The organism is Methylobacterium sp. CM6241 (assembly GCF_054817845.1).
Genome location: NZ_CM139246.1, coordinates 818,698 through 842,171 on the forward strand (window position 1 = coordinate 818,698; position 23,474 = coordinate 842,171).

Annotated in this window: 19 protein-coding genes; 11 read left to right on the top strand and 8 right to left on the bottom strand. The window is 67.2% G+C overall.

The window, feature by feature from the left end; genetic code table 11:
• Positions 1–203: 203 nt before the first annotated feature.
• The 5 genes from ACYQR9_RS03835 to ACYQR9_RS03855 all read right to left on the bottom strand — a co-directional run bounded on the left by ACYQR9_RS03835 (position 204) and on the right by ACYQR9_RS03855 (position 9,188).
• The gene (locus ACYQR9_RS03835) at positions 204–3,476 is read right to left on the bottom strand and encodes an efflux RND transporter permease subunit (RefSeq protein ID WP_461228762.1); all 3,273 of its coding nucleotides are present in this window, start codon (positions 3,474–3,476) and stop codon (positions 204–206) included.
• On the bottom strand, positions 3,473–3,919 hold the full coding sequence (locus ACYQR9_RS03840; RefSeq protein WP_461228763.1) for an endonuclease domain-containing protein: 447 nt from the start codon (positions 3,917–3,919) through the stop codon (positions 3,473–3,475). The genes ACYQR9_RS03835 and ACYQR9_RS03840 overlap by 4 nt, the downstream gene beginning before the upstream one ends.
• Positions 3,920–4,059: 140 nt before the next feature.
• Positions 4,060–7,173 (bottom strand): MdtB/MuxB family multidrug efflux RND transporter permease subunit, encoded by a 3,114-nt coding sequence (locus tag ACYQR9_RS03845; RefSeq protein WP_461228764.1) that lies wholly within the window; start codon positions 7,171–7,173, stop codon positions 4,060–4,062.
• Positions 7,174–7,354: 181 nt separating this feature from the next.
• Positions 7,355–8,776, bottom strand: coding sequence for an MdtA/MuxA family multidrug efflux RND transporter periplasmic adaptor subunit (locus ACYQR9_RS03850; protein WP_461228765.1), 1,422 nt, complete (start codon positions 8,774–8,776; stop codon positions 7,355–7,357).
• A 271-nt stretch (positions 8,777–9,047) separates the two neighbouring features.
• On the bottom strand, positions 9,048–9,188 hold the full coding sequence (locus ACYQR9_RS03855) for a hypothetical protein (protein ID WP_200919012.1): 141 nt from the start codon (positions 9,186–9,188) through the stop codon (positions 9,048–9,050).
• A gap of 388 nt (positions 9,189–9,576) precedes the next feature.
• Here ACYQR9_RS03855 and ACYQR9_RS03860 point away from each other — a divergent pair, with 388 nt between their 5' ends.
• The 8 genes from ACYQR9_RS03860 to ACYQR9_RS03895 all read left to right on the top strand — a co-directional run bounded on the left by ACYQR9_RS03860 (position 9,577) and on the right by ACYQR9_RS03895 (position 16,921).
• Entirely contained in the window at positions 9,577–10,743 is a 1,167-nt protein-coding gene (locus ACYQR9_RS03860) for an aminotransferase (protein ID WP_461228766.1), read from the top strand.
• 99 nt (positions 10,744–10,842) lie between these two features.
• Entirely contained in the window at positions 10,843–11,328 is a 486-nt protein-coding gene (locus ACYQR9_RS03865) for a DUF4112 domain-containing protein (protein ID WP_461228767.1), read from the top strand.
• Positions 11,329–11,353: 25 nt separating this feature from the next.
• Entirely contained in the window at positions 11,354–12,529 is a 1,176-nt protein-coding gene (locus tag ACYQR9_RS03870; RefSeq protein ID WP_461228768.1) for an ABC transporter permease, read from the top strand.
• Between the two features lie 184 nt (positions 12,530–12,713).
• Complete coding sequence (locus ACYQR9_RS03875; RefSeq protein ID WP_461228769.1) at positions 12,714–13,934, top strand: Gfo/Idh/MocA family protein; 1,221 nt, start codon at positions 12,714–12,716, stop codon at positions 13,932–13,934.
• 123 nt (positions 13,935–14,057) lie between these two features.
• A complete protein-coding gene (locus tag ACYQR9_RS03880; protein WP_461228770.1) occupies positions 14,058–15,341 on the top strand; it encodes a cation:proton antiporter in 1,284 nt (427 codons plus the stop codon).
• Positions 15,342–15,617: 276 nt separating this feature from the next.
• Entirely contained in the window at positions 15,618–15,827 is a 210-nt protein-coding gene (locus ACYQR9_RS03885) for a cold-shock protein (protein WP_056423281.1), read from the top strand.
• A gap of 176 nt (positions 15,828–16,003) precedes the next feature.
• Positions 16,004–16,366 (top strand): DUF6481 family protein, encoded by a 363-nt coding sequence (locus ACYQR9_RS03890; RefSeq protein ID WP_280136526.1) that lies wholly within the window; start codon positions 16,004–16,006, stop codon positions 16,364–16,366.
• A 357-nt stretch (positions 16,367–16,723) separates the two neighbouring features.
• Positions 16,724–16,921 carry a hypothetical protein gene (locus ACYQR9_RS03895; RefSeq protein WP_056422637.1) on the top strand — a complete coding sequence of 66 codons (198 nt, stop codon included), beginning with the start codon at positions 16,724–16,726 and terminating at the stop codon, positions 16,919–16,921.
• A 101-nt stretch (positions 16,922–17,022) separates the two neighbouring features.
• Here ACYQR9_RS03895 and ACYQR9_RS03900 read toward each other — a convergent pair whose 3' ends face one another.
• Together ACYQR9_RS03900 and ACYQR9_RS03905 are read right to left on the bottom strand one after the other, a co-directional pair.
• Positions 17,023–17,559 (bottom strand): Dps family protein, encoded by a 537-nt coding sequence (locus ACYQR9_RS03900; protein ID WP_461228771.1) that lies wholly within the window; start codon positions 17,557–17,559, stop codon positions 17,023–17,025.
• A gap of 202 nt (positions 17,560–17,761) precedes the next feature.
• Entirely contained in the window at positions 17,762–18,697 is a 936-nt protein-coding gene (locus tag ACYQR9_RS03905) for a L,D-transpeptidase (RefSeq protein ID WP_461228772.1), read from the bottom strand.
• 297 nt (positions 18,698–18,994) lie between these two features.
• On the opposite strand from ACYQR9_RS03905, the gene ACYQR9_RS03910 reads away from it, so the two are divergent.
• From ACYQR9_RS03910 to ACYQR9_RS03920, 3 genes are all read left to right on the top strand, one after another.
• The gene (locus ACYQR9_RS03910; protein WP_461228773.1) at positions 18,995–19,387 is read left to right on the top strand and encodes a hypothetical protein; all 393 of its coding nucleotides are present in this window, start codon (positions 18,995–18,997) and stop codon (positions 19,385–19,387) included.
• Between the two features lie 109 nt (positions 19,388–19,496).
• Positions 19,497–20,723 (top strand): exonuclease subunit SbcD, encoded by a 1,227-nt coding sequence (locus ACYQR9_RS03915; RefSeq protein ID WP_207411059.1) that lies wholly within the window; start codon positions 19,497–19,499, stop codon positions 20,721–20,723.
• Between the two features lie 245 nt (positions 20,724–20,968).
• A complete protein-coding gene (locus ACYQR9_RS03920; protein WP_461228774.1) occupies positions 20,969–21,949 on the top strand; it encodes a catalase family peroxidase in 981 nt (326 codons plus the stop codon).
• Between the two features lie 72 nt (positions 21,950–22,021).
• Here ACYQR9_RS03920 and ACYQR9_RS03925 read toward each other — a convergent pair whose 3' ends face one another.
• Entirely contained in the window at positions 22,022–23,422 is a 1,401-nt protein-coding gene (locus ACYQR9_RS03925; RefSeq protein WP_461228775.1) for a calcium-binding protein, read from the bottom strand.
• Positions 23,423–23,474 lie beyond the last annotated feature (52 nt).

The window sequence follows — 23,474 nt, forward strand, 5'->3', positions numbered from 1 at the left end:
TGGCCCTCGCGTCAGCGAGGGTCGGGAGAGGGGAGCGCCCTGACCGGAGAGATCGGCCCCTCTCCCGCCTGCTCCGCAGGCACCCTCCCCCGCACCAAGTCGGGCCTGCCCGACTTGGCCAGCCAAAGACGGATCTCGGGCAAGCCCGAGGTCCGTGGGGGAAGGGTTGCTACGCGCGGGTCGCATCGTCCGGTCACGCCCGCTCATTCGGCCGGGCTCACCGAAACGCCGGGCGTCGGCTTCCGCCGGCGGAGGCGGTCGAGATAGAGATAGACGATGGGTGTGGTGTAGAGGGTCAGGAGCTGGCTCACGATCAGGCCGCCGGCGATGGCGATGCCCAGGGGGCGGCGCATCTCCGACCCCTCGCCCCCGGCGAGGATGAGAGGCAGGGCGCCGAGCAGGGCCGCCAGCGTTGTCATCATGATCGGCCGGAAGCGCAAGAGGCAGGCCTCGAAGATCGCATCCTTCGGTGTGGCCCCACGCGTGCGCTCGGCATCCAGCGCCACGTCGATCATCATGATCGCGTTCTTCTTCACGATCCCGATGAGCAGGAACACCGCGATCAGCGCGATGATGGTGAATTCCGTGCCGGAGACGAGGAGCGCCAGCAGCGCGCCGATGCCGGCCGAGGGCAGTGTCGAGAGGATCGTCACCGGATGGACGAAGCTCTCATAGAGGATCCCCAGGATGGTGTAGACGGCCAGCAAAGCCGCCAGGATCAGCAGCGGCTGGCGTGAGGACGAGGCCTGGAAGGTCTTGGCGGCGCCCGCGAATTCGCCGTGGATCGTCGCCGGCAGGCGCAATTGCGCCTCGGCCTCCTCGATGGCGGCGGTGGCGTCCGAGAGGCTCTTGCCCGGCGCCAGGTTGAACGAGAGCGTGGTCGCCACGAACAGGCCCTGGTGGCTCACCTGCACGGGCGCGTTCGCGGTCTCGACCCGGGCGAAGGCCGAGAGCGGGATCATCGTCTCCTTGGCGCTCGAAACGGGTGCGCTGGACGAGGCCCCCGCCCCGCCCGCGATGGCGTTGGAGGCGGCGTTACGGGCGGAATCGGCGGCGATGGTGGAGGCCGTCGTCCCCGTCGTCGCGGCCCCCGCCACCGTCCCGGCCACGGCGTTGGTAATGGCCGAGCCGCGCGCCTTGCCGCCCGATGTCGAGACGAAGACGGTCTTCAGGGTCTCCGGGCTCTGCAGGTAGCGCGGCGCGATCTCCATGACGACATGGTACTGGTTGAGCGGATTGTAGATCGTCGAGACCTGCCGCTGGCCGAAGGCGTCGTAGAGCGTGTTGTCGATCTTGTCGGGCGTGATGCCGTAGCGATAGGCCGTGGCCCGGTCGATGACGAGGCGGCTCTCGAGCCCGCCCTCCTGCTGGTCCGAGGTGACGTCGGCGAAGACCGGATTCTTCTGCAGCGCCTCCACGAGCCGGGGCGCCGCCGCATAGAGCTCGTCGGCCGTGTCACCCTGGAGGGTGTACTGGTACTGGGCGAAGCTCTGGCGCCCGCCCATGCGGAGGTCCTGGCGCGGGAACAGGAACAGCCGGGCGCCCGCCACCTGCGCCAGCTTCGGCCGCAGCCGGGTCATCACCTCGGTGATCGAGGCGCGCTCGCCCCGCGGTTTCAGACCGACGAAGACGTTGGCTGAGTTGGTGGCGCGCCCGCCGGTGAAGCCGACGACGCTGTCCACCGCCGGGTCGGCCTGCACGATGGCGGTCGCCTGTTCCAGCTTCTGCTTCATCGCCTGGAACGAGATGCGCTGGTCGGCCTGGATGCCGCCCATCATCTGACCCGTATCCTGCTCGGGGAAGAAGCCCTTGGGGACGATGATGTAGAGATAGACGTTGAGCCCGATCGTCGCGAACAGCGTGAGCAGCACCAGGCGGCGATGAGCGAGGGCGATCCGCAGGGTCCGCTCATAAGCGCGCAGCGTTCCCTCGAAGGCGCCTTCCAGCCCCCGGATCAGGAGGTTGGGGCGGCGCGGCGCCTCTCCCTCCGGCACGCTTTCGCGCTTGAGCAGCAGCGCGCACATCATCGGCGTGGTGGTGAGCGAGAGGACCAGGGAGATCAGGATCGCCAGGGACAGGGTGACGGCGAATTCCTCGAACAGCCGCCCGACGATGCCGCCCATCAGCAGGATCGGGATGAACACCGCGATCAACGACAGGGTCATGGAGATGACGGTGAAGCCGACCTCCTTCGACCCGGTTAGGGCGGCCTCCACCCTCGGCTTGCCGAGCTCGATATGGCGCTGGATGTTCTCCAGGACGACGATGGCGTCGTCCACCACGAAGCCCGTCGCGATGATGAGGGCCATCAGCGACAGGATGTCGAGGCTGTAATCCAGCAGGTACATGGCCGAGAAGGTGCCGATGATCGAGATCGGCACGGCCACGGCCGGGATCAGGGTCGCCCGGCCGGAGCGCAGGAAGGCGAAGACCACGCCGATGACGAGGACGACCGCGATGATCAGGGTCTCCTCGGTCTCGGCGAGGGAGGCACGGATCGTGGCGCTGCGGTCGCCGGTGACGGTGAGATCGATATCTCCCGGCAGCGCGGCCTGGACCTGCGGCAGCGCCGCCTTCACCGCCTTGATGGTGTCGACCACGTTGGAGCCGGGCTGCTTGTAGATGAACAGGATCACGCCCGGCCGGCCGTTCACGAGGCCGAGGTTGCGCTTGTCCTCCACCGAATCCTCGACCTTGCCCACATCGGTGAGGCGCACGCCCGCCCCGTTGCGGTAGGCCACGACGATGTCGCGATAATCCGCCGCCACCCGGCCCTGGTCGTTGGCGTAGAGCTGGTAATGGCGGGTGTCGGTCTCGATCGCCCCTTTCGGGGAATTGGCATTGGCCGAGGCGATCGCGGCGCGCACCCCTTCGAGCCCGATCCCGTAATTGTAGAGGGCGGTTGGATCGAGTTCGACCCGCACCGCCGGGAGCGACGAGCCGCCGATATCGACATTCCCTACCCCGGGGAGCTGGGACATCTTCTGCTGCACCACCGTGGCGGCGGAATCGTAGAGCTGGCCCGGCGACAGGGTGTTCGAGGTGAGCCCGAGGATCAGGATCGGCGCATCGGCCGGGTTGAACTTGCGATAGGTCGGGTTCGAGCGCAGGGCGGTGGGCAGGTCGGCCCGCGCGGCGTTGATCGCCGCCTGCACGTCGCGGGCGGCCCCGTCGATGTCGCGGTTGAGATTGAACATCAGGACGATCCGCACCGTCCCGACGGAACTGGTGGAGGTCATCTCGCCCACATCGGCGATGATGCCGAGGCGCCGCTCCAAGGGGGCCGCCACCGTCGTCGCCATGGTCTCGGGCGAGGCCCCGGCCATCTGCGCCTGGACCAGGATGACGGGGAAATCCACCTGCGGCAGCGGCGCCACCGGCAGCTTGAAGAACGCAAAGATGCCCGCCAGCAACACCCCGATGGTGAGCAGCGTCGTGGCGACCGGACGGCGGATGAACGGCTCGGAGACGTTCATGGGCGGGGAGCCGGGCGCATACTCCCTCCCCCCTCTGCGGGGGAGGGTGGCCCGGCCGCCAGGCCGGGTCGGGAGAGGGGAGCGACGCGGCCGGACGCGGCGCGAGCCAGCCGCGCCTCGACGGTCGCGCCGACCGTGTCGAGGACCGAGGCGAGATCGCTCAGGACACGGTCATTCGGGAAGCGCAGAATCTCGCCCCCCTGCTCCCGCAGCCAGACATCGCGCGCGGCGTCGCGATCACGGCGTTCGGCCTCGTCATGCGGGGCTCCGTCGAGTTCGACGATCAGACGGGCGGAGGCGCAGAGGAAATCGGCGATGTAGGGCGGCAGGGGAACCTGGCGTCTGAATTTGAGCCCACGGAAGCGGCTACCGCGCACCTGCTGCCAGAACGCATCCTCGGCAAGGGTACGGAGCCGACGTTGCTCGCGGGCGAACGCACGCAAATGGGGAGTCGGTCTGACGAGGGTGCGCCCATCGTCGCTCTGCGCGTCCGATCCGGAAACCGGGTTCCCCTCTCCCGACCCCCTTCGGGGGCCACCCTCCCCCGCAGAGGGGGGAGGGAGAGTGACGGCAAGGTCCCAGCTCACGGCGTCACCCCCGCCGCCTTCGCGCCGCCGCCGCGCTTGAACCGGCGCTCCAGCCGGTCGAAGGCGAGGTAGATCACCGGGGTGGTGAACAGGGTCAGCACCTGGGAAACGATGAGGCCGCCGGCGATGACGATGCCGAGCGGCTGGCGCAGTTCGGAACCGACGCCGGTGCCGAGGATGAGGGGCACCGCCGCGAACAGGGCGGCCAGCGTCGTCATCAGGATCGGGCGGAAGCGCAGCAGGCAGGCCTCGTAGATCGCGTCGCGCGGGGCCATGCCCTCCTCGCGCTCGGCCTGGAGCGCGAAGTCGATCATCATGATCGCGTTCTTCTTCACGATGCCGATGAGCAGCACGATGCCGATGACGCCGATGATGTCCAGCGGCATGCCGTAGAGCATCAGCCCGACGAGGGCGCCGATCCCGGCCGAGGGCAGGGTCGAGAGGATCGTGATCGGGTGGACGAAGCTCTCGTAGAGCACGCCGAGCACGATGTAGACGGTGACGATGGCGGCGATCACCAGGAAGAGCTGGTTCGAGAGCGCCGATTGGAAGGCGAAGACCGAGCCCTGCGGCACCACGCGGAAGCTCGGGGGCAGGTCGATCTCCTTCCGCGCCGCCTCGATCGTCTGCACCGCATCGCCCAGCGCCGCGCCTTCGGCGAGGTTGAACGAGACGGTGGTGGCCGGGAACTGGCCGAGATGGCTGATGAGAAGCGGCGCCCGGCGTTCGCTGATCCGCGCCACCGCCGAAAGCGGCACCTGGCCCGAGGCCGCCGTGGAGGAGGGCAGGAAGATGCCGTTCAGGCTGTCGAGGGTCTTGTGCAGGTCCGGGTCGGCCTCGAGGATCACCCGATACTGGTTCGACTGGGTGAAGATCGTCGAGACGATGCGCTGGCCGAAGGCGTCGTAGAGCGCGTTGTCCACGGTGGCGGGGGTGATGCCGTAGCGGCCCGCGGTGGGCCGGTCGATGGTGATGTAGGCCGCCAACCCGTTGCCCTGGAGGTCGCTCGCCACGTCCGACAGCAGCGGCGAGCGCTGCAGCGCCTGGACGAAGCGCGGCACCCAGGTCTCGAACTCGGAGAGGTTCGGGTTCTCCAGGATCACCTGATACTGCGTCGCGCTCACCGCCGTGTCGATGGTGAGGTCCTGCACCGGCTGCATGTAGAGCCGGATGCCGGCGACCCCGCGCGTCGCTTCCTTCAGGCGGCGGATGATCGCGCTGGCATCGGTGGCGCGGCCCTCATGCGGCTTCAGGTTGATGAGGAACCGTCCGGAATTCAGCGTCACGTTCTGCCCGTCGACGCCGATGAAGGAGGACAGGCTCGCCACATCGGGGTCCTGCAGGACGATCCGGGCGAGTTGCTGCTGGCGGTCGGCCATCTCGGCATAGGAGACGGTCTGGTCGGCCTGGGTCACGCCCTGGATGACGCCGGTATCCTGGACCGGGAAGAACCCTTTGGGGATGACCACGAACAGGTAGGCGGTGAGCGCGATGGTGCCGAGGGTGACCACCAGGGTCAGGCCCTGGTGGTTGAGCACGATGCGCAGCATCCGCCCGTAGCCGGAGATTACCCCGTCCATGGCCCTACGGCCGGCCCGCGCGATGAATCCCTCGCGGCGCTCCGCCTCCGGGGCGTGCTTGAGCAGGCGGGCGCACAGCATCGGCACCAGGGTGAGCGAGACCACCGCCGAGATCACGATGGTGGCGGCGAGCGTGATGGCGAATTCGTGGAACAGGCGCCCCACCACGTCGCCCATGAACAGGAGCGGGATCAGCACCGCGATGAGCGAGACGGTGAGGGAGATGATGGTGAAGCCGATCTCGCGGCTGCCCTTCAGGGCCGCCTCCATCGACGAATCGCCCTCCTCCACGTGGCGGGCGATGTTCTCGATGACCACGATGGCGTCGTCGACGACGAAGCCGGTGGCGATGGTCAGCGCCATCAGGGACAGGTTGTCGAGGGAGAACCCGTAGAGATCCATGATCGAGAGCGCGCCGATGAGCGAGAGCGGTACCGACAGGCTCGGGATCAGGGTCGCGGACAGGCTGCGCAAAAACAGGAAGATCACCAGCACCACGAGGCCGATGGCGAGCGCCAGCTCCACCTGCACGTCGTGCACCGAGGCGCGGATGGTGGTGGTGCGGTCGGTGAGCGGCGTCACCGTGATCGCGGCGGGCAGCGTCCCCTGCAGCTGGGGCAGCAGCGCCTTGATCTTGTCGACGGTGGCGATGACGTTCGCACCGGGCTGGCGCTGGATGTTGAGGATGACGGCGGGCGTCTCGTCCATCCAGGCGCCGAGCTTGGTGTTCTCCGGGCCGTTAACCACGTCGGCGACGTCCGAGAGCCGCACCGCCGAGCCGTTCTTGTAGGCGATGATCGCCTGCTCGTAGGCCTTCGGATCGCGGATCTGGTCGTTGGCGTTGATGGCGTAGGACTGGGTCGGCCCGTCGATCGTACCCTTCGGCGTGTTGACGTTGAGGTTGGTGATCGTGGTGCGCAGGTCGTCGATGTTGAGGCCGTAGGCAGCCAGCGCACGCGAATTGAAGCGCACGCGCACGGCGGGGCGCTGGCCGCCGCCCATGCTGACGAGGCCGACGCCGGAGACCTGGCTGATCTTCTGGGCGAGCCGCGTCTCGGCGAGATCCCGCACCTCGGTGAGCGGCATCGTCGTGGAGGTCAGGGCCAGGGTCAGGATCGGCGCGTCGGCCGGGTTGACCTTGGCGTAGATGGGTGGCGCCGGCAGGTCGGAGGGCAGCAGGTTGCCCGCCGCATTGATGGCCGCCTGGACCTGCTGCTCAGCGATGTCGAGGCCGAGATCCAGGCTGAACTGAAGCGTGATGACAGAGGCGCCCGCAGAACTCTGCGAGGTCATCTGGTTGAGGTTGGCGAGCTGGCCGAACTGCCGCTCGAGCGGCGCCGTCACCGCCGAGGTCATCACCTCGGGGCTGGCGCCGGGATAGAAGGTCTGCACCTGGATCGTCGGGTACTCCACCGACGGCAGGGCCGAGACCGGCAGGTTCAGGTACGACACCATGCCGACCAGCAGGATCGCCAGCATGAACAGCGTGGTGGCGACGGGACGCAGGATGAAGATGCGGGACGGGTTCATGGGGTAAGGGCCATGACGGGCGCGCCGCCACTCCCCTCCCCCCCCTGCGGGGGAGGGTGGCCCACGCAGTGGGTCGGGAGAGGGGAGCGCGCTGTCCGGAGAGGTCGTCCCCTCTCCCGACTGCTCCGCAGGCACCCTCCCCCGCAGAGGGGGGAGGGAGAAACGGCGTCGAGAGTGACCATCACGGCTGCGCCGCCGGCCGCTCTCTGCGGCGCTCGCGCTTCTGCGGCGGGTTTTCGGGAGGTGTCCCGGCGGCGGGCGTCGATGTCGTGGCCGGGGCGTCGGTTGCAGGTGCGGCTTGGCCGGGCGCGGCTTGGCCGGGCGCCGCAGGTTCGCCGGGAGGTGGCGCCTGCCCCTTGCCGCCCTCGGTGACGCGGACCTTGGCGCCGTCGCGCAGGCGGTCGGTCCCGTCGACCACCACCCGGTCGCCGACCGCCAGCCCCTTGGTGACGGCACTGCGCGTGCCATCGGCCTCGCCGACGGTGATGGGCCGGACCACGACCTTGTCGTCGCTGTCGAGCAGGTAGACATAGGCGCCGGGCGTGCCGCGCAGGATCGCGGCGGTGGGGACGATGGGCGTATCCCGCACCGTGTCCACGGTGAGCTTGGCGTTCACGAACTGGTTCGGGAACAGGCTCTCGTCCTTGTTGTCGAACAGCGCGCGCAGCTTCACCGTGCCGGTGGTGGTGTCGATCTGGTTGTCCACCGTGTCGAGGGTGCCGGTGGCGAGCACGTTGGCATCGCCCCGGTCATAGGCGGTCACCGTGAGCTTCGCCCCCGAGCGCAGGCGGCGCATGACGCGCGCCACGTCGTCCTCGGGCAGGGTGAAGACCACCGAGATCGGATGCAGCTGCGTCACCACCACGATGTTGGTGGAGGCGGCGGTGACGTAATTGCCCTGGTCGATCTGGCGCAGGCCGACGCGGCCCTCCACGGGCGAGACGATGCGCGTATAGGCGATGTTGAGCTTCTGCTGGTCGACCTGGGCTTGGTCGATGGCGACCGTGCCCTCGTTCTGCTTCACCAGGGCCGCTTGCGTGTCCACGTTCTGCTTCGAGATCGAATCCTGCAGGCTGAGGCGCTGGAAACGGGCGAGGTCGAGCTTCGAATTCTGCAGCAGGGCCTGATCGCGGGCGAGCTGGCCCTGGTACTGGGCGAGTTGCGCCTCGTAGATGCGCGGATCGATCTGGGCGAGGAAATCGCCCTTCTTCACGGTCTGCCCCTCACGGAAGCCGATCTCCGTGAGATAGCCGCTGATCTGCGACTGGATCGTCACGGTGGCGAGCGGCGTCACCGTGCCGAGGCCCGACAGCACCACCGGGATCTCGCCGGTGGAGACCGTGGCGACCCCGACCGCCTGTGGCATGTCGCCCGGACGTCCACGGGCGCCCTTGCCGCGGGCGGGCGCGCCGTCGGCCGTGCTCTCCGTCTTGGGCGCGAGCTTGGGCGCGAGATAGAATCTGTAGCCGGCCGCTCCCGCCCCCGCAAGGAGGAGGAGCAGGATCAACCATGTTCCCACACGGCTTCGCCGGCGCGTCGGCGCCGGGGTGTCCGGTCTGAATTCCCGGGCCGTTTCGGTCCGGATGGGCGATTGTTCGTTCATGCCTCGACAATCCAGCCGATCGCTCCCGAACGGCACCGCGCAGTCTGGACGAAATGGCGACGTGAGTCCCGAGGGAACAGGGGGCGCGACCACCGCGCAGCGGGGCGCCGATCCGGGACAGTGCCGGGAGCCGCGCTGGGTTGCCGGTGGGTCTTACCCGTCGATCGATCGCTCAGCATCGCGGCCGAAATGCCGGATTATTGCGACGCCAGTGCGGCGCGGAAGTTTCCGGGTTGTTTCCGACGTTCCGGCGGCGGATCGGCCGAAGCCTTCAGGGGAGTGGCTTCGACGGGTAGGCCTCGACCACCGCGTGGTAGGCCGCGTCCGGCGGCGTCACCGGCATGGCGAGGCGCAATCCCGCTCCCGCCAGGGCGATGAGGAAGGCAAGGGCGCAGCAGGCGCGGGTACTCAACGCGGTCGTCCTCGTAATCCGATACGAGGTCGCTACCCCGGAGGACCGTCGAAGCACAAGCGGAACGCGGAAAAAGCCGCCGCCCCGAGCCGGAGCGACGACTTCAATCCTTGGGGGATCGGCTTCTTGGGAAGGACCGGAGCGGTACGTCGCCCAACCGAAACGAGGGGGCGGTGTTCCTGTTGAGCGGCGACCGCTCCGGCCATGGCCAGAACCTACGTTACGCCTGATGAATGTCAACAATCGTCAGGCGCGGTCCGGGATTACGGGCGGAGGGGCGTGCGATCGCGCACGTTCCCAAAAGCACGATTTCCGGCCCGAAACGCCCATGCTACCGAGGGGGGCGGACGACGTCAGCTTCAGTTTATCGCCCACGAGCGTTTCCCGGATGAACCCTGTTTTCGCCGACCTCCCCAATACCGTGTTCGACGTGATGTCGGTGCTGGCGCGCGAGCTCGGGGCGATCAATCTCGGACAGGGTTTCCCGGACGATCCCGGGCCGGCGGATGTGCGCGAGAAGGCCGCCGATGCCCTGCGCGACGGCTACAACCAATACCCGCCGATGATGGGTTTGCCGGTGCTTCGCCGCGCCATCGCCGCCCATTACGAGCGCCATCAGGCACTCGCTCTCGATCCCGACACCGAGGTGATGGTGACATCGGGCGCCACCGAGGCCCTGGCCGCGAGCCTGCTCGCCCTGGTCTCGCCCGGCGACGAGGTCGTGCTGTTCGAGCCGATGTACGACGCCTACCTGCCGATCATCCGGCAGGCCGGCGGCATCCCGCGCTTCGTCACCCTGCAGCCCCCGCATTTCCGCCTCGACGAAGAGGCGCTGGCGCAGGCCTTCTCCGAGCGCACCCGCGTCGTCGTTCTCAACAACCCGCTGAACCCGACCGCGACGATGTTCGGGGAACAGGATCTCGCATTGCTGGCGAGGTTCTGCGAGCGATTCGACGTGACAGCCATCTGCGACGAGGTGTGGGAGCACGTGACCTTCGATGGACGGCCCCATCGCCCGCTGATCGGGTTCGAGGGCATGCGGGACCGCACCGTGAAGATCGGCTCGGCCGGCAAGATCTTCAGCCTGACCGGCTGGAAGGTCGGCTTCGTCATGGCGGCGCCGCCCCTGCTCAAGGTGGTCTCGAAGGCGCACCAGTTCCTCACCTTCACCACGCCGCCGAACCTGCAGGAGGCGGTGGCCTACGGGCTTTCCAAGGACGAGGCCTATTTCCTCGAGATGCGCGCCCGGTTCGCCCGCTCGCGCGACCGGCTGAGCGCCGGACTCACAGGCCTCGGCTTCTCCGTGCTGCCGTCGCAGGCGACCTACTTCCTTACCGTCGATATCGCCGAGTTGGGCCCGCGCCTCGGCTGCGCGGACGACGTCGCCTTCTGCCGGCATCTCGTGCGGGAGCACGGGGTGGCGGCGATTCCCATCAGCGCCTTCTATGCGCAGGGGGCCGTGCGCAACCTCGTCAGGCTGTGTTTCGCCAAGCAGGATGCGACCCTCGACGCGGCCCTGGACCGTCTCGCGGGTTTGATGCGGAGCAGCTTTTGATGAAGCGGCACGGCCGTGCGGGCCCGGTGCTTGCAGCTTGCCCCGGGCAGGGCCACATCCTGCATCATGACCACGACGCGCATCCCCCGGAGCCCCGCCATGGCCTTCAACGACGCCGTCTTCGCCACTCGCGAATTGCCCAACGACCCCTTCGGCCGGCGCGATGGGACCGCCACACGCTTCCGCGCCGAGCCCGACAGCCGGGAGGCCGCGCTGCTGCGGCTGGAGCAGTTCGCCCACATCATGGACTCGGCGTTCGTGATCCCCGGCATCAACCGGCGGGTGGGGCTGGACGCCGTGGTCGGCCTCGTTCCGATCATCGGCGATGCGGCGGGCATGCTGCTCGCCTCCTACATCGTCTACGAGGCACGCCGCCTCGGCGCGCCGAAATGGCTGCTCGCCCGCATGGCCATGAACGTGGCCTTCGACGGGGTGATCGGTGCCGTCCCACTGGCCGGCGACATCTTCGATGCCGCGTTCAAGGCCAATCGTCGCAACGTGCGCCTGCTGCGCCGCCACCTCGAGAAGACCGGCGGCCTGCGCCCCAACGAGATCGAGGGAACGGCCGTCCGTCTCGACGGCTGACGCACAATCCAATAGGGGCGGTCTCATGAACGAGATCGCCCGCCCCGCGGAAGCCGTCCCCGTTGCCGCTCCGCCTCCCCTCGTGCCGACGGCACGGGGGCTGTCGCCGCTGAACCGGCGGCGGCTCTCGAATTTCCGGCGCAACCGGCTCGGCTTCTGGTCGTTCGTGATCTTCGTCGGCCTGTTCACCTTGAGCCTGTTCGCCGAATTCATCGCCAACGACCGGCCCCTGGTGGTCTCGTACAAGGGCGAGATCCTGTTTCCCGTCTTGATCGACTATCCGGACGAAAAGTTCGGCGGGTTCTATGCGCGGCCGAACTACCGCTCGGCGGAGACCCGCAAGGAGATCGCCGATCATGGCTGGGCGGTCTGGCCGCCGATCCCCTATTCCTACGACACGATCATCGACGGGCTGCCGACCCCCTCGCCCTCGCCGCCCACCTGGATGCTCACGGACGAGCAATGCCAGGCGGCGGCGAAGCAGAATGGCGCGGAGACCACGGGCCGGGAGGGTTGCGAGGGCCTGGAGATGCACTGGCTCGGCACCGACAATACCACCCGCGACGTGCTGGCCCGCGTCATCTACGGATTTCGCATCTCGGTGCTGTTCGGGCTGATCCTGGCCATCGTCTCCTCGGTGATCGGCGTGATCGCCGGGGCGGTGCAGGGCTATTTCGGCGGCTGGGTCGATCTGACCCTGCAACGCTTCATCGAGGTCTGGAGCGGCATCCCGACCCTCTACCTCATCATCATCATCTCGGCCTTCATCGCGCCGGGCTTCTTCGTGCTGTTGGGCATCCTGCTGCTGTTCTCCTGGGTGGCCCTGGTCGGCGTGGTGCGGGCCGAGTTCCTGCGGGCGCGCAATTTCGAATATGTCCGCGCCGCCCGTGCGCTCGGCCTCTCCAACATCCGCATCATGAGCCGGCATCTCCTGCCCAACGCCATGGTCGCGACGCTGACCTTCATGCCGTTCATCCTCAACGGCTCGATCGGGACGCTGACCTCCCTCGACTTCCTCGGCTTCGGCCTGCCGCCCGGCTCGGCCTCCCTCGGCGAGTTGCTGGCGCAGGGCAAGGACAACATCCAGGCTCCCTGGCTCGGGTTGACCGGCTTCTTCGTGGTGGCGGTGATGCTGAGCCTGCTCATCTTCGCGGGCGAAGCCGTGCGCGACGCTTTCGACCCCCGCAAGACGTTCAAGTAACAACGACGTCCCAGTAAAAACCGCCTGTCGCGCGAGACCCGCCGAGATGGGTCTCGTGTTTTAATCCGCCCCGCGCGCCTCCACCGCAGGTTCCGATGGAATCCGATTGGAGCGTCATGCGTTGTCAGGGGGCGGCATCCTCGATCCGGCCGCGAGATTCAACCCTCCTGGATCCGGAGATACGATGTCCGACGCCTCGCATACGACGCCGTCCCGCCGCCTCTTCATGGCCGGCAGCCTCGCCGGAATCGGCGGTGTACTGGCTTCCGAGCGCGCCGCCTCGCAGGCGATCCCCACCACCCCCACCGGCCGGCCGGAGCCCAAGCTCGACCAGCCCCCGCCCCTGCCGCGCGACAAGCATCTCGGCTGGGCCGTGGTCGGCCTCGGCGATTTCACCCAGGCCCAGGTTCTGCCCGCTCTGGAACGGGCCCGCCGCTCGAAGACCGTGGCCCTCGTCTCGGGCAATCTGGACAAGGCCAAAGCCGTCGCGGCCCGCTACGGAGTCGAGGCCGGGGGGATCTACGATTACGGCACGATGGGAAAGATGGCCGACAACAAGGATATTGCGGCCGTCTACATCGTGACGCCGAACTCCACCCATGCCGACCTGACCATCAAGGCGCTGGAGGCGGGCAAGCACGTTCTCTGCGAAAAGCCGATGGCCACCAATTCCGCCGATTGCCAGCGGATGATCGACGCTGCCAAGGCCGCCGACCGCCGCCTGATGATCGCCTACCGGGTCCATTGGGAGCCGCATAACCTGCGCGCCAAGGCGATGATGGACAAGGGCGAGTTCGGCGACGTCCGCTTCGCCTCCTCCGACCACCACCGCCCCCTGGAGCCGTCGCGGCCGCGCGACCAGTGGCGCATGTTGAAGGCCGTGGCCGGCGGCGGATCGCTCGTGGATATCGGCATCTACGGCCTCAACGGCCTGCAATGGTTCTTCGGCGAGAGCCCGTCCTCGGTCTCGGCCTCGATGCACTCGCCGGAAGGCGATCCGCGTTTCGGGCAGGTCGAGGATGTGTTCACGGCGCAGCTGGTCTTTCCCTCGGGCCGGCGCGCCACGGTCTCGTCGGGCTACAGCTCCGACAAGAAGCGGATCGACATCTGGGGCGAGAAGGGCGTGGCGACCCTCGATCCCGGCACCGCCTACCAGGGCAACCGGCTCGTCGTCAGCGACGCCAAGCGGGCCGACGAAGTGCTGACGGCCGAGGGCGATGCGGTGCAATTCACCGGCGAGATCGACCACCTCTCGCAGATCATCGCCGAGGGCGGAGAGCTGCGGACGCCCGGCGAGATGGGCCTGCGCGACGTCCGCCTGATCGAGGCGCTCTACCGGGCGGCGGAGACGCGCCAATGGGTCGATCTCAACCCCGACATGACGATGCGGTCGGGCACGCGCTGAGGATGGATCGGGAGCGGCCCGCAACGGCGTCGCTCCCATACGACATGCTGACGGTGAACAATCGGTCTTGCGTATGGGTCGTGGTGATTCCGGCGAAGAGCGTACAGGGACGAATCGCGGGTTATGGACGCCTATGTCATCATGCTCGGGGGCTTTGGCGCCCTCGTGCTCCTCACCGCCTGGCTGCCGATGGTTCTTCGGCAGCTGCCGCTGTCGCTGCCGATCTGCTGCGTCGCGATCGGGGCCGGCCTCTCGCTGATCCCCGGAATCGCCGACTTCTCCCCCCGGCCCCAGCAGCATCTGCGCCTGATCGAGAAGGTCAGTGAATTCGTCGTCATCATCTCGCTGATGGGGGCCGGGCTGAAGCTCGACCGCAGGGTCGGCTGGAAAAGCTGGATGGTGACATGGCGCCTCCTCGCCTTCGCCATGCCGCTGACGATCCTGATCCTCGGGTTCCTGGCCTCGCATCTCCTCGCCCTCGGCCTCGCCTCGTCCCTCCTGATCGCGGCCGCCCTCGCGCCGACCGACCCGGTCCTCGCCTCCGAGGTCCAGGTCGGCCCGCCGTCTCAGGGCGTCGAGGACGATATGCGGTTCGGCCTCACCTCGGAGGCCGGGCTCAATGACGGGCTCGCCTTCCCCTTCGTCCACCTCGCCATCGCCCTCGTGGCCGCGAACGGCCTGAGCGCCGCCGGGTGGACCGAATGGGTCGGCGTCTCGCTGGTGTGGAAGATCCTGGCCGGCGTCGCGCTGGGTGCCGCGATCGGACGGGGCTTCGGCTGGCTGACCTTCCACCTGCCGAACCGGGCACGGCTCTCGCGGACGGGCGACGGTTTCGTCGCTCTCGGCATCACCTGCCTGACCTATGCGGCCGTGGAGGCCGTGCATGGCTACGGCTTCATCGGCGTCTTCGTCGCGGCGCTGGCCATGCGCTGGTCCGACCACGGCCACGATTACCATCACGCGCTGCACGGGTCGGCCGAAGCGTTCGAGCGCCTGACGATGATGATCCTTCTCGTCGGCTTCGGACTCGCCATCGGCGGCGGACTCCTGCGCGACCTCACCTGGGCGGGCGTTGCCTTCGCGCTTCTGGTCATCTTCGTGGTCCGGCCGCTCTGCGGCTGGATCAGCCTCTTCGGGCACGATCAGCCCGCCGCCGAACGCGCGGTGATCAGCATCTTCGGAATCAGGGGGCTCGGCACGATCTACTATCTCGCCTACGCCTCCGGTCATGCGGCCTTCGAGGGAGCGAGCCTGCTCTGGAGCACGGCGGGATTGACCATCCTGCTCTCCATCGTCCTGCACGGGGTAAGCGTCTCGCCGATCCTCGGCTTTCTCGACCGCCGCAGCGGGCGCGATACCGAGAGCGCCCAGATGGACCTGCCGCTGGGCTCCTCCCCGGCCGAATGAGGCCTCTCGGCAGAGCGAAATCAGCGCCCGTATTGACGCGGCACCGGCGGAAATTTCTCTCCGTGCTCGAAAATAAAACCCAAGTTTTTCATGGCATTTGCTAAATCCCGCCATTGAGAGTACATAACAGAGATCGAAGCGTGATCAGATTTTCATCTGTGTGAGCCAAAGAGCTTTCGCAGAGTGGAAGTCGGGTGCGAATCGAGACAACGGAGAAGGCCGTACATCTTCGTGCGGACCTCCGAACTATGATGCCCGCAAGGGCGAAGGATTATGATGGCTGTCGGTACTGTTAAGTGGTTCAACGAGCAAAAGGGCTTCGGCTTCATCCAGCCGGATAACGGCGGCAACGATGTGTTCGTGCACATCTCCGCTGTCGAGCGCGCAGGAATGCGTGGTCTCGCCGAAGGCCAGAAGGTCTCCTACGAAATGGAAACCGACAAGCGCAGCGGCAAGCAGTCCGCCGGCAATCTCCAGGCCGCCTGAACCATATCGCATATGGGCCATGTGAGGCTCCTACGAGAGCCTGACATTGGACAAGGAGCCGCTCTCCATTGGAGAGCGGCTTCCTGCGTTTTTATCCATCTCCCGACCGGTTCGGTTCGGAGCCTCGTCCACTGTCCCGCGGTCGTTCCCGGCCGCTTCCCAGACCAGGATTCTGTGTGAGCCAATTCAACGAAAACTCCATGACCGACCGCCTCAAGGCTTCGCAAGAAGCCCGTCAGGCCGCCCTGGCGCGTTTCCGCGACCGGCCGGCCGCTGACGATCCGACGGTTCTCGCCCGCAAGGCCGAGCGTGAAGCCATTGCCCGTGAGCGCGAGATCCGCGTCGCCGCCCGTGAGGCCGAGCGCGCCGCTGCCGCCGCCCAGGCCGTCGCCGAGGCCGAGGCCGAGCGTGAGCGCCAGGCCATCGAAGCGGCTCGCGTCGCCGAAGAGAAGATCGCCCTCGCCGCCGCCGCTCGCATCGAGCAGAAGCAGCAGCGCGATGCCCGCTACGCCGCCCGCAAGGCGAAGGCGCGCAAGTAAGGCATTCGCCTCCGAAGTCTCCGGCCTCGCGGCGGATTCCGCCCTGCGAGAGCCGATGTTTCGGAACGAACTACCGGACGGCTTTACCGAACATGACGTTCGATGATGGCGCTGTCCGGCTGCGATGTCGTGGCCGCTCCGGCATGATCGGGGCAGCGACGGTCAATGGGTTGGCTCGGTCCTTCGTGTGGGTTCGAGCGCAGGGTGGCATCTCCGGACGGGGTTGCCGCCCATCTCGTCCTTTTCCGCAAGGCAGGCCGATGTTCGGTCCTGTGCCTTCCGGCAAGGCGACGCGCGACCACGAATACCCGTCCGAGGACGCAGAACCGTTTGCGTCCGCTCAGAAAGGCATATCTCATGGCCCATAAATTCAAGCTCGGGCAGCGCGTGCGCCGCGAGCGCATCGGCTATGCCGACCTCAAGGCCGATCCGACCGACGTCTTCGAGATCGTCCGCCTCGTTCCCGAGGACCAGACCGGCGAGCCGTTCTACCGGATCAAGGCCGGCGGAGCCGAGCGCGCCGTCCGCGAAGGCGAGATCACCCTCGCCTTGTGAGGCTGTCACCGCTCCGGCCACCTGCTGGAGACGACCGGAAAAAGGCCCCGCATCCTTCGATGCGGGGCCTTTTTCATGTCTCGATACGGAGACGGTGAGGATTAGTGGCCGCCCTCGGTGGCATTGCGGGTCGCCTCGTAGAGGAACCATGTCCGCTCTTCGGACTGGTTGATCCACTCTTCCAGCAGGCTGGTGGTGGAGACGTCCTTGGCCTCGTCCGTCACCTCGTGGAGCTCACGCATGTTGGCGGTGAGAGTCTTGTTGTCGTCGCGCAGCTCGGCCAGCATTTCGAGGGGGCTGACATACTCGGCGTCGTTGTCCTCGACGCGGGACAGCCGCGCGGCCTGACCGAGCGACCGCAGGGTCGTGCCGCCGATCTTGCGGGCGCGCTCGCCGACATCGTCGATGATGGCGAAGATCTGCTGCGACTGCTCGTCGAGCATCAGGTGATAGTCGCGAAAGTTCGGGCCGCTCACGTGCCAGTGGAAGTTCTTCGTCTTCACGTACAAGGCGAAGAGGTCCGACAGCAGCACGGTCAGGCCCTCGGCGATCTTCTTCGTCGCCTCGGGGGCGAGATCGGTCGGGGTGTTCAGGCGATCCCCATCGACGCGCGTACGCCCGCTCAAACTCTTTGCCATGACGTCATAACTCCGGTTGAATTCCGATCGTGGGCGGCGCTCAGCGCACACCCTGTGACGGGAAGAAGCCAGAGAGGCGAGGGAAGTTCCGATTCCCGGGCCGCAGCACGGTGACGCTCGCGCTGTCGTGACACTCATACGGCCCCGGATGCCGGCGCCGGGGTGGAATCCGGCGGGCGGCGCCCGCCGGCGATGACCGGATTCAGGTCAGCACGACTACCCGCGTGCCGATCTCGACGCGGCCGTAGAGGTCGATCACGTCCTGGTTGATCATGCGGATGCAGCCGGACGAGACGCTGAGACCGATGGATTCGGGCTCCAGGGTGCCGTGGATCCGGTAGAGCGTGTCCTTGTTGTCCTGCCAGAGGTAATGCGCCCGCGCTCCGAGCGGGTTGCGGGAGCCGCCGGGCACGCCGAGGCCGCTTTGGAGCTGGGTCACCGAGCGGGCGAGCTTGGGCGTCCGCGCGATCATCTCCTTGGGCGGATACCAATCCGGCCACATCTGCTTGGAATTCACCGTCGAGACGCCGGACCAGGAGAAGCCCTGCTTGCCGACGCCGACGCCGTAGCGGCGCGCCCGCCCGTTGGGCTGAACCAGGGTGAGGTGGTGCGCGCGCGGATCGACCACGATGGTGCCCGGAGGCTCCGCGCCCGTATAGGCGATCTCCTGGCGCAGGAAGTTCGGGTTCGCCTTGCGCCAGTTGAAGGCATGAACCGGGAAGGGCTCGTCGGTGATCGCCGCATAGGCCCGGGCGTAGTCAATCGGACCATTATCCACGGGACGCGAGACGGGGTTGCCCTGGTTCGCCGGCGGCTGCTCGGCACGGCGGTGGGCGTTCAGATCGGCATAGGGATCCGAATCGGGGTCGTCCTCGAAACGCGGTGCGGTGGCGCGCTCGCGATAGGGCTCGTAGCGACCGCCACGGCGGCGATAGAGCCGTCCGGCCTCGTCCCGGTAGAGACGGTCGTCGTCATAGGGGCCGTATCCGTCGTCGGATTCAATGGCGAGGCGGCCACGGACCTGGGCCAGAGCGGCGAGCGGTGAACCGGCCAGGACCAGGGTCGCGCCGGCGCCGCTCAGCAGGGTCCGCCGGCTGAAGGGAAGAGTGGGACGCTCGATGAGGGGGCGTTCGGACATGAGGTACTCAAAGATGGGCCGCTCGCCAGGGCGCGAGGACTAAAGCCAAGATTGGGCGGTGACTTAGCAAGACCAGGGGCCGCCGTCACGCCGGGCCGTCGCTCATCAGCATTGCGGTCCGGTCGGACCGGCGGCACGGTCCGGGAAGGGAGAATCCACCGACCTTTCATCATGCCGCGAGAATATGCGGGAGATGTCCGATTTCATCGATCCTTGCGATTGCAAAAATATCCGTCCGCATCGACATAAGGCGCTGCATTTCAACACCATCACATCTTTGGAAGACGGACGAATTCTGTGCCGATCTCTTCTTTCGCACGCCTCGGCGCGTCGGTCCTGACGCTCGCCTTCGGGCTGACACTCGCGGGGGAGAAACCCGCTTTCGCGGGTCCGAAGCCCGCCCAATCGTCGACAGCGCTCAAGGCCGTCGACTCCGCCAAGACCGGAGCCTCCCGGACGAAGATTGCCAAAAGGTCGCGGACGGTGAAGGCCAACACGGTGAAGACGAAGGCTGCGCCCGTCGCCACCGGATCCCTCGCCAAGGAGGCCGCCGAGACCAGCTCGACGGAAGCGCCCGGCGTCACCTGGACATCGGCCGAGCCGGACGAACTCCGCTGTGGTCGCAGCCGCCGCAAGCTGTGGCAGGCGGGCGAAGGCTGGGTGGTCAAGAACGTGACGGTCTGCCGTTAAGCGGCTATCCGACGAGCGGTTGCGGGCCGCCGGGTGGGACCGGTGGCGGCGGCGCGCTACAAGCCTCCTCGCCGCACAGACGATGTCCGGGCGAGTTGGAGGCGATGACGTGATCCGCGTGCTGCATACGGGCGACTGGCATATCGGGCAGTCACTGCGCGGCTATTCGCGCACCCACGAGCATGCGAGGGCGCTGGCCCATCTCGAAGCCATCGTCGTCGGCCACGAGGTCGACGCCCTCGTGGTGGCGGGCGACGTCTACGACAGCCAGAACCCGTCGGGCGAGGCGCAGGCGCTGCTCTACGAGGTGCTGGTGCGCCTGCACCGGGCGCGCCCTTCCATGACCATCGTCCTCACCGCCGGCAATCACGACGCGGCCGGGCGCCTCGAAGCGCCGAGCCCGATCCTCGAGGCCATCGGGGTTCGGGTCATCGGCAATGTCCGCCGCCGCGACGGCGCCCTGTCCATCGAGCGTCATCTCGTTCCGATCCTCAGGAACGGCGATGTGGCGGCCCAGATCCTGGCCGTGTCCTATCCCACCGCCGCCTGCCTGCCGCAGATGCGCCGGGAGGAGGGCTCCCCCATCGTCCGGGCCGTGCGGGCCCTCTACGCCCAGGTGATGGAGGCGGCGGCCCCGCATCTCTCCGGCCTGCCGCTTCTCCTCACCGGGCATCTGCACGTGGCCGGGGGAACCGAATCGGAGGGGGCCGAGCGCCGCATCCTGGTGGGGGGAGAACACGCCGTGCCGCCCGACGTGTTCCCGGTGGAGGCCGATTACGTGGCGCTGGGCCATCTCCACAAGGCCCAGACCATCGGCGGCGGAATGGTGCGGTATTCCGGCTCGCTGATCCCGCTCTCGGCCACCGAGCAGCCCTACGCGCATGGGGTCAGCCTCGTCACCCTCGGCGACGGACCGGCCCGGGTGGAACACATCCCGATCCCGCGCCCGGTTCCGTTCCTGCGCCTGCCGCCGCGCGGCGACATGCGGCTCTCCGAACTCGGCGACCATCTCAAGGCGCTGGGCCTCGACCCGGCCCTGCCGATGGAGGAGCGGCCCTATATCCAGGTCCGCCTCGCCCGCGAGGGGCTGGGGCCGGGCCACCGCGCGGAGGTGGACCGGATCGCCGAAGGCTTCCCCGTCCGCATCGTCGATACCCGCGTGACGGCGGCGGCCGATCCGGTCGCGGAGGCCGTCGACGCGGCGCCGCTCGTGCGCCTGTCCGAGCGCGACCCCGAAGACCTCTTCCGCCTCGCCTTCGCGCGCGTGCGGGGCACCCCGCCGGAGCCGGGGCATCTGGAGGTGTTCCACCGGGTCCGGGCCGAGGCCGAGGCCTGAATCCGTCAGCAATTTGATTGGATTGATCGGCGAATGCCCATGGCAAGGTCGATCATCCAAGCCGAGCGCCTCAGGATGAGGTGAAGCCTTGGACAAACACCTTAAACAGGCTCTCGGGGGGTCGGTCCCGACGAACCGGTCCTTGTCACGCCGCCGTTACCCTGTACATATTATAATTCGATTGTGCGCCATCGAGTTTTGCCGGCCCATGCCGATGCGAGCCGGGCGACGGGGGAAACAGCGCCATGAAATCTACGATCGTCGCCACCGGCTGCGCCATGGCGCTCGCCCTCGCCTCCCCGGTTCAAGCCGAGGAGGCGGATGCCGCCGCCATCGTCAACGGCCAGTTCGTGGCCGGCGGAAACAAGCCCGGCGTGCGGGCCAGCGGCGCCAAGGGCGTCTGCCTCACCGGGCAGTTCACGCCCTCGGCCGAGGCGGCGGGGCTGTCGAAGGCACCGCATTTCGCCAAGACTGTGCCGGTGACCGCGCGCTTCTCCATGGGCGGCAGCAATCCGAACGTGTCGGACAAGGCCAAGCCGGTGACGCGGGGCTTCGCCATGCGCCTGCGCGACCCGGCGGGCGACCTCGTCCTCGTCATCATTTCCGCGCCGGTCTTCTCGGCGCGCACGCCCCAGCAGCTGTTCGATTTCGTCTCCGTCCGCGCGCCCGGGCCCGACGGCAAACCCGATGCCGAGAAGGTCAAGGCCTTCGCCGCCGCCAATCCGGAGACCACGAAACAGGCGGCCTGGCTCAATGCGCGCCCGGTTCCGGCGAGCTATGCCGGCGTCGATTACTGGGGCGTCCATGCCTATACGCTGACGAACGCCAAGGGCGAGGCGCAGGTGGTGAAGCTGAAGACCGTCGCGGATGCGGGACAGCTCGGCCTGAGCGAAGACGATCTCAAGGCCAAGCCCGACAGCTTCTATGCCGACGAGTTGAAGGACCGCCTCGCCAAGGGGCCGGCCACCTTCTCCCTGGTGGCGATCCACGGCGAGGCCGGCGACCCCACCGCCGACCCGACCGCTCTGTGGCCCGAGGACAGCCGCAAGAGCACGACGCTCGGCACACTCGCGATCACGGCTCTCGAGCCCGCCGCCACCTGTGACGCGGCCACGTTCGATCCGGTGGTGGACCTCCCCGCCGGCATCGCCGGCCCGGCCGACGACCCGATGTTCGCGATTCGCTCGCCGGCCTATGCGGTGTCGTTGTCGCGCCGCGCCCAATAGAGAGACGCTCGACCCGCCTGCCCGGTCGCGAGGGGATCACGCGACCGGGCAGGCCGGAGGACGGCGCGGGCGTCAGAAGATGAAGCTGCCTTCCGTCACGGAATCGGCCGTGACGCCGAGCAGGATGATCTTGTTCGAGGCTCCGGTGTCACCCGTGAAGGTGATGATCGTGTTGGCCTCGCCGTGGAACGATCCGATCTTCACGTCATCCATGCTGCTCGTGATGACACCGATGTGGAGCACATCCTCGGTGACATCGAACTTGCGGATGACATCGCGACCATCGCCCGAGACGAACTCGAAGGTGTCGGCACCCGCGCCGCCGAAGAGGGAATCGCCGCCCTTGCCGCCGGTGATGTAGTCGCTGCCCTTTCCGGCCACGATGCGGTCGGCGCCGTCCGTGCCGGTGATCGTGGAGCCGCCAACGGCCAGGCTCTGCGAATAGATCTTCGCACCGATATCGACGCCCGTCATGCTGAGGGCCGCCCCATCGCGGACATAGACCCTCTCTATGCTGGCCAAGCCGGTGAACGAAGCGTCGGTCAGGGCGACGGCACTGCCTTTGTTGACGAAGAGCAGGTCCGTCCCCTCGCCACCATCCACCATCACGGGCGAACTGCTGATGACGAGGCGATCGTTGCCATCCCGACCGTACAATTCGTCGGAACCGCCATTGCCATTCAGGGTATTGGCGTCGCCGTTTCCGGACAGGACGTCATCGGTCGTGCTGCCGAGGATGCTTTCGAACCCCCATTGGTCATCCCCCTCCGCGTCGCCACCGGATCCAATTCTTTGCTCAAGATCGATGGTCACGCCTGTTTCGGAATGCGCGTAGCTCAACGTATCGATGCCGCCGCCGCCGGTGAGATAGTCGGCACCATCGCCGCCTTCGATGACATTGTTCGCCGAGTCGCCGTCAATGGTGTCTCCATACTGCGAGCCGCGAATGTTGGCGATGTTCGAGAATGTATCCGCGACGATGGTCCCTAGGCCATCGTTGGCTGTGCCGCGTGCCATGTCGATGCCCAGACCATACGAATCACCGAAACTGGGCGCATCGAAATGCTCATAGCTCAGCGTGTTCGTGCCGGCTCCGCCGTCGAAGGTGTTGGCGCCGCGACCGCCCTCCAGGGTATCGTTGCCGCCGCCGCCGTTCAGGACGTCGTCGCCATCGCCCGTGCGGAACACATCCCCGAAATCCCCGCCGGTGACCCGCGTGATTTTATCGAAGTCGCTGGAATCGCCGTAGAGGCCAGCCATCTGGGTCGTCAGTTGGAAGATCTGGTCCTCATATTCAATCCCCGGCCCATCCAAGAAGTACACAAGAGAAGTTCCAGAATCTTCATATCCGTCAATCACGGAACCAGGGCCGAAATCGAGCGTCCTGGCCTCCGTGTTGATTAATGATTGATATCCAATATTGAAATTTTCGGGATCGTAGTTGCCGTTCAACGTATAACGAAATTGAGCCATCTTGATCACCCACAGAACAGGTTCGCGCTAAAACCGCTATGCTTCGATATGA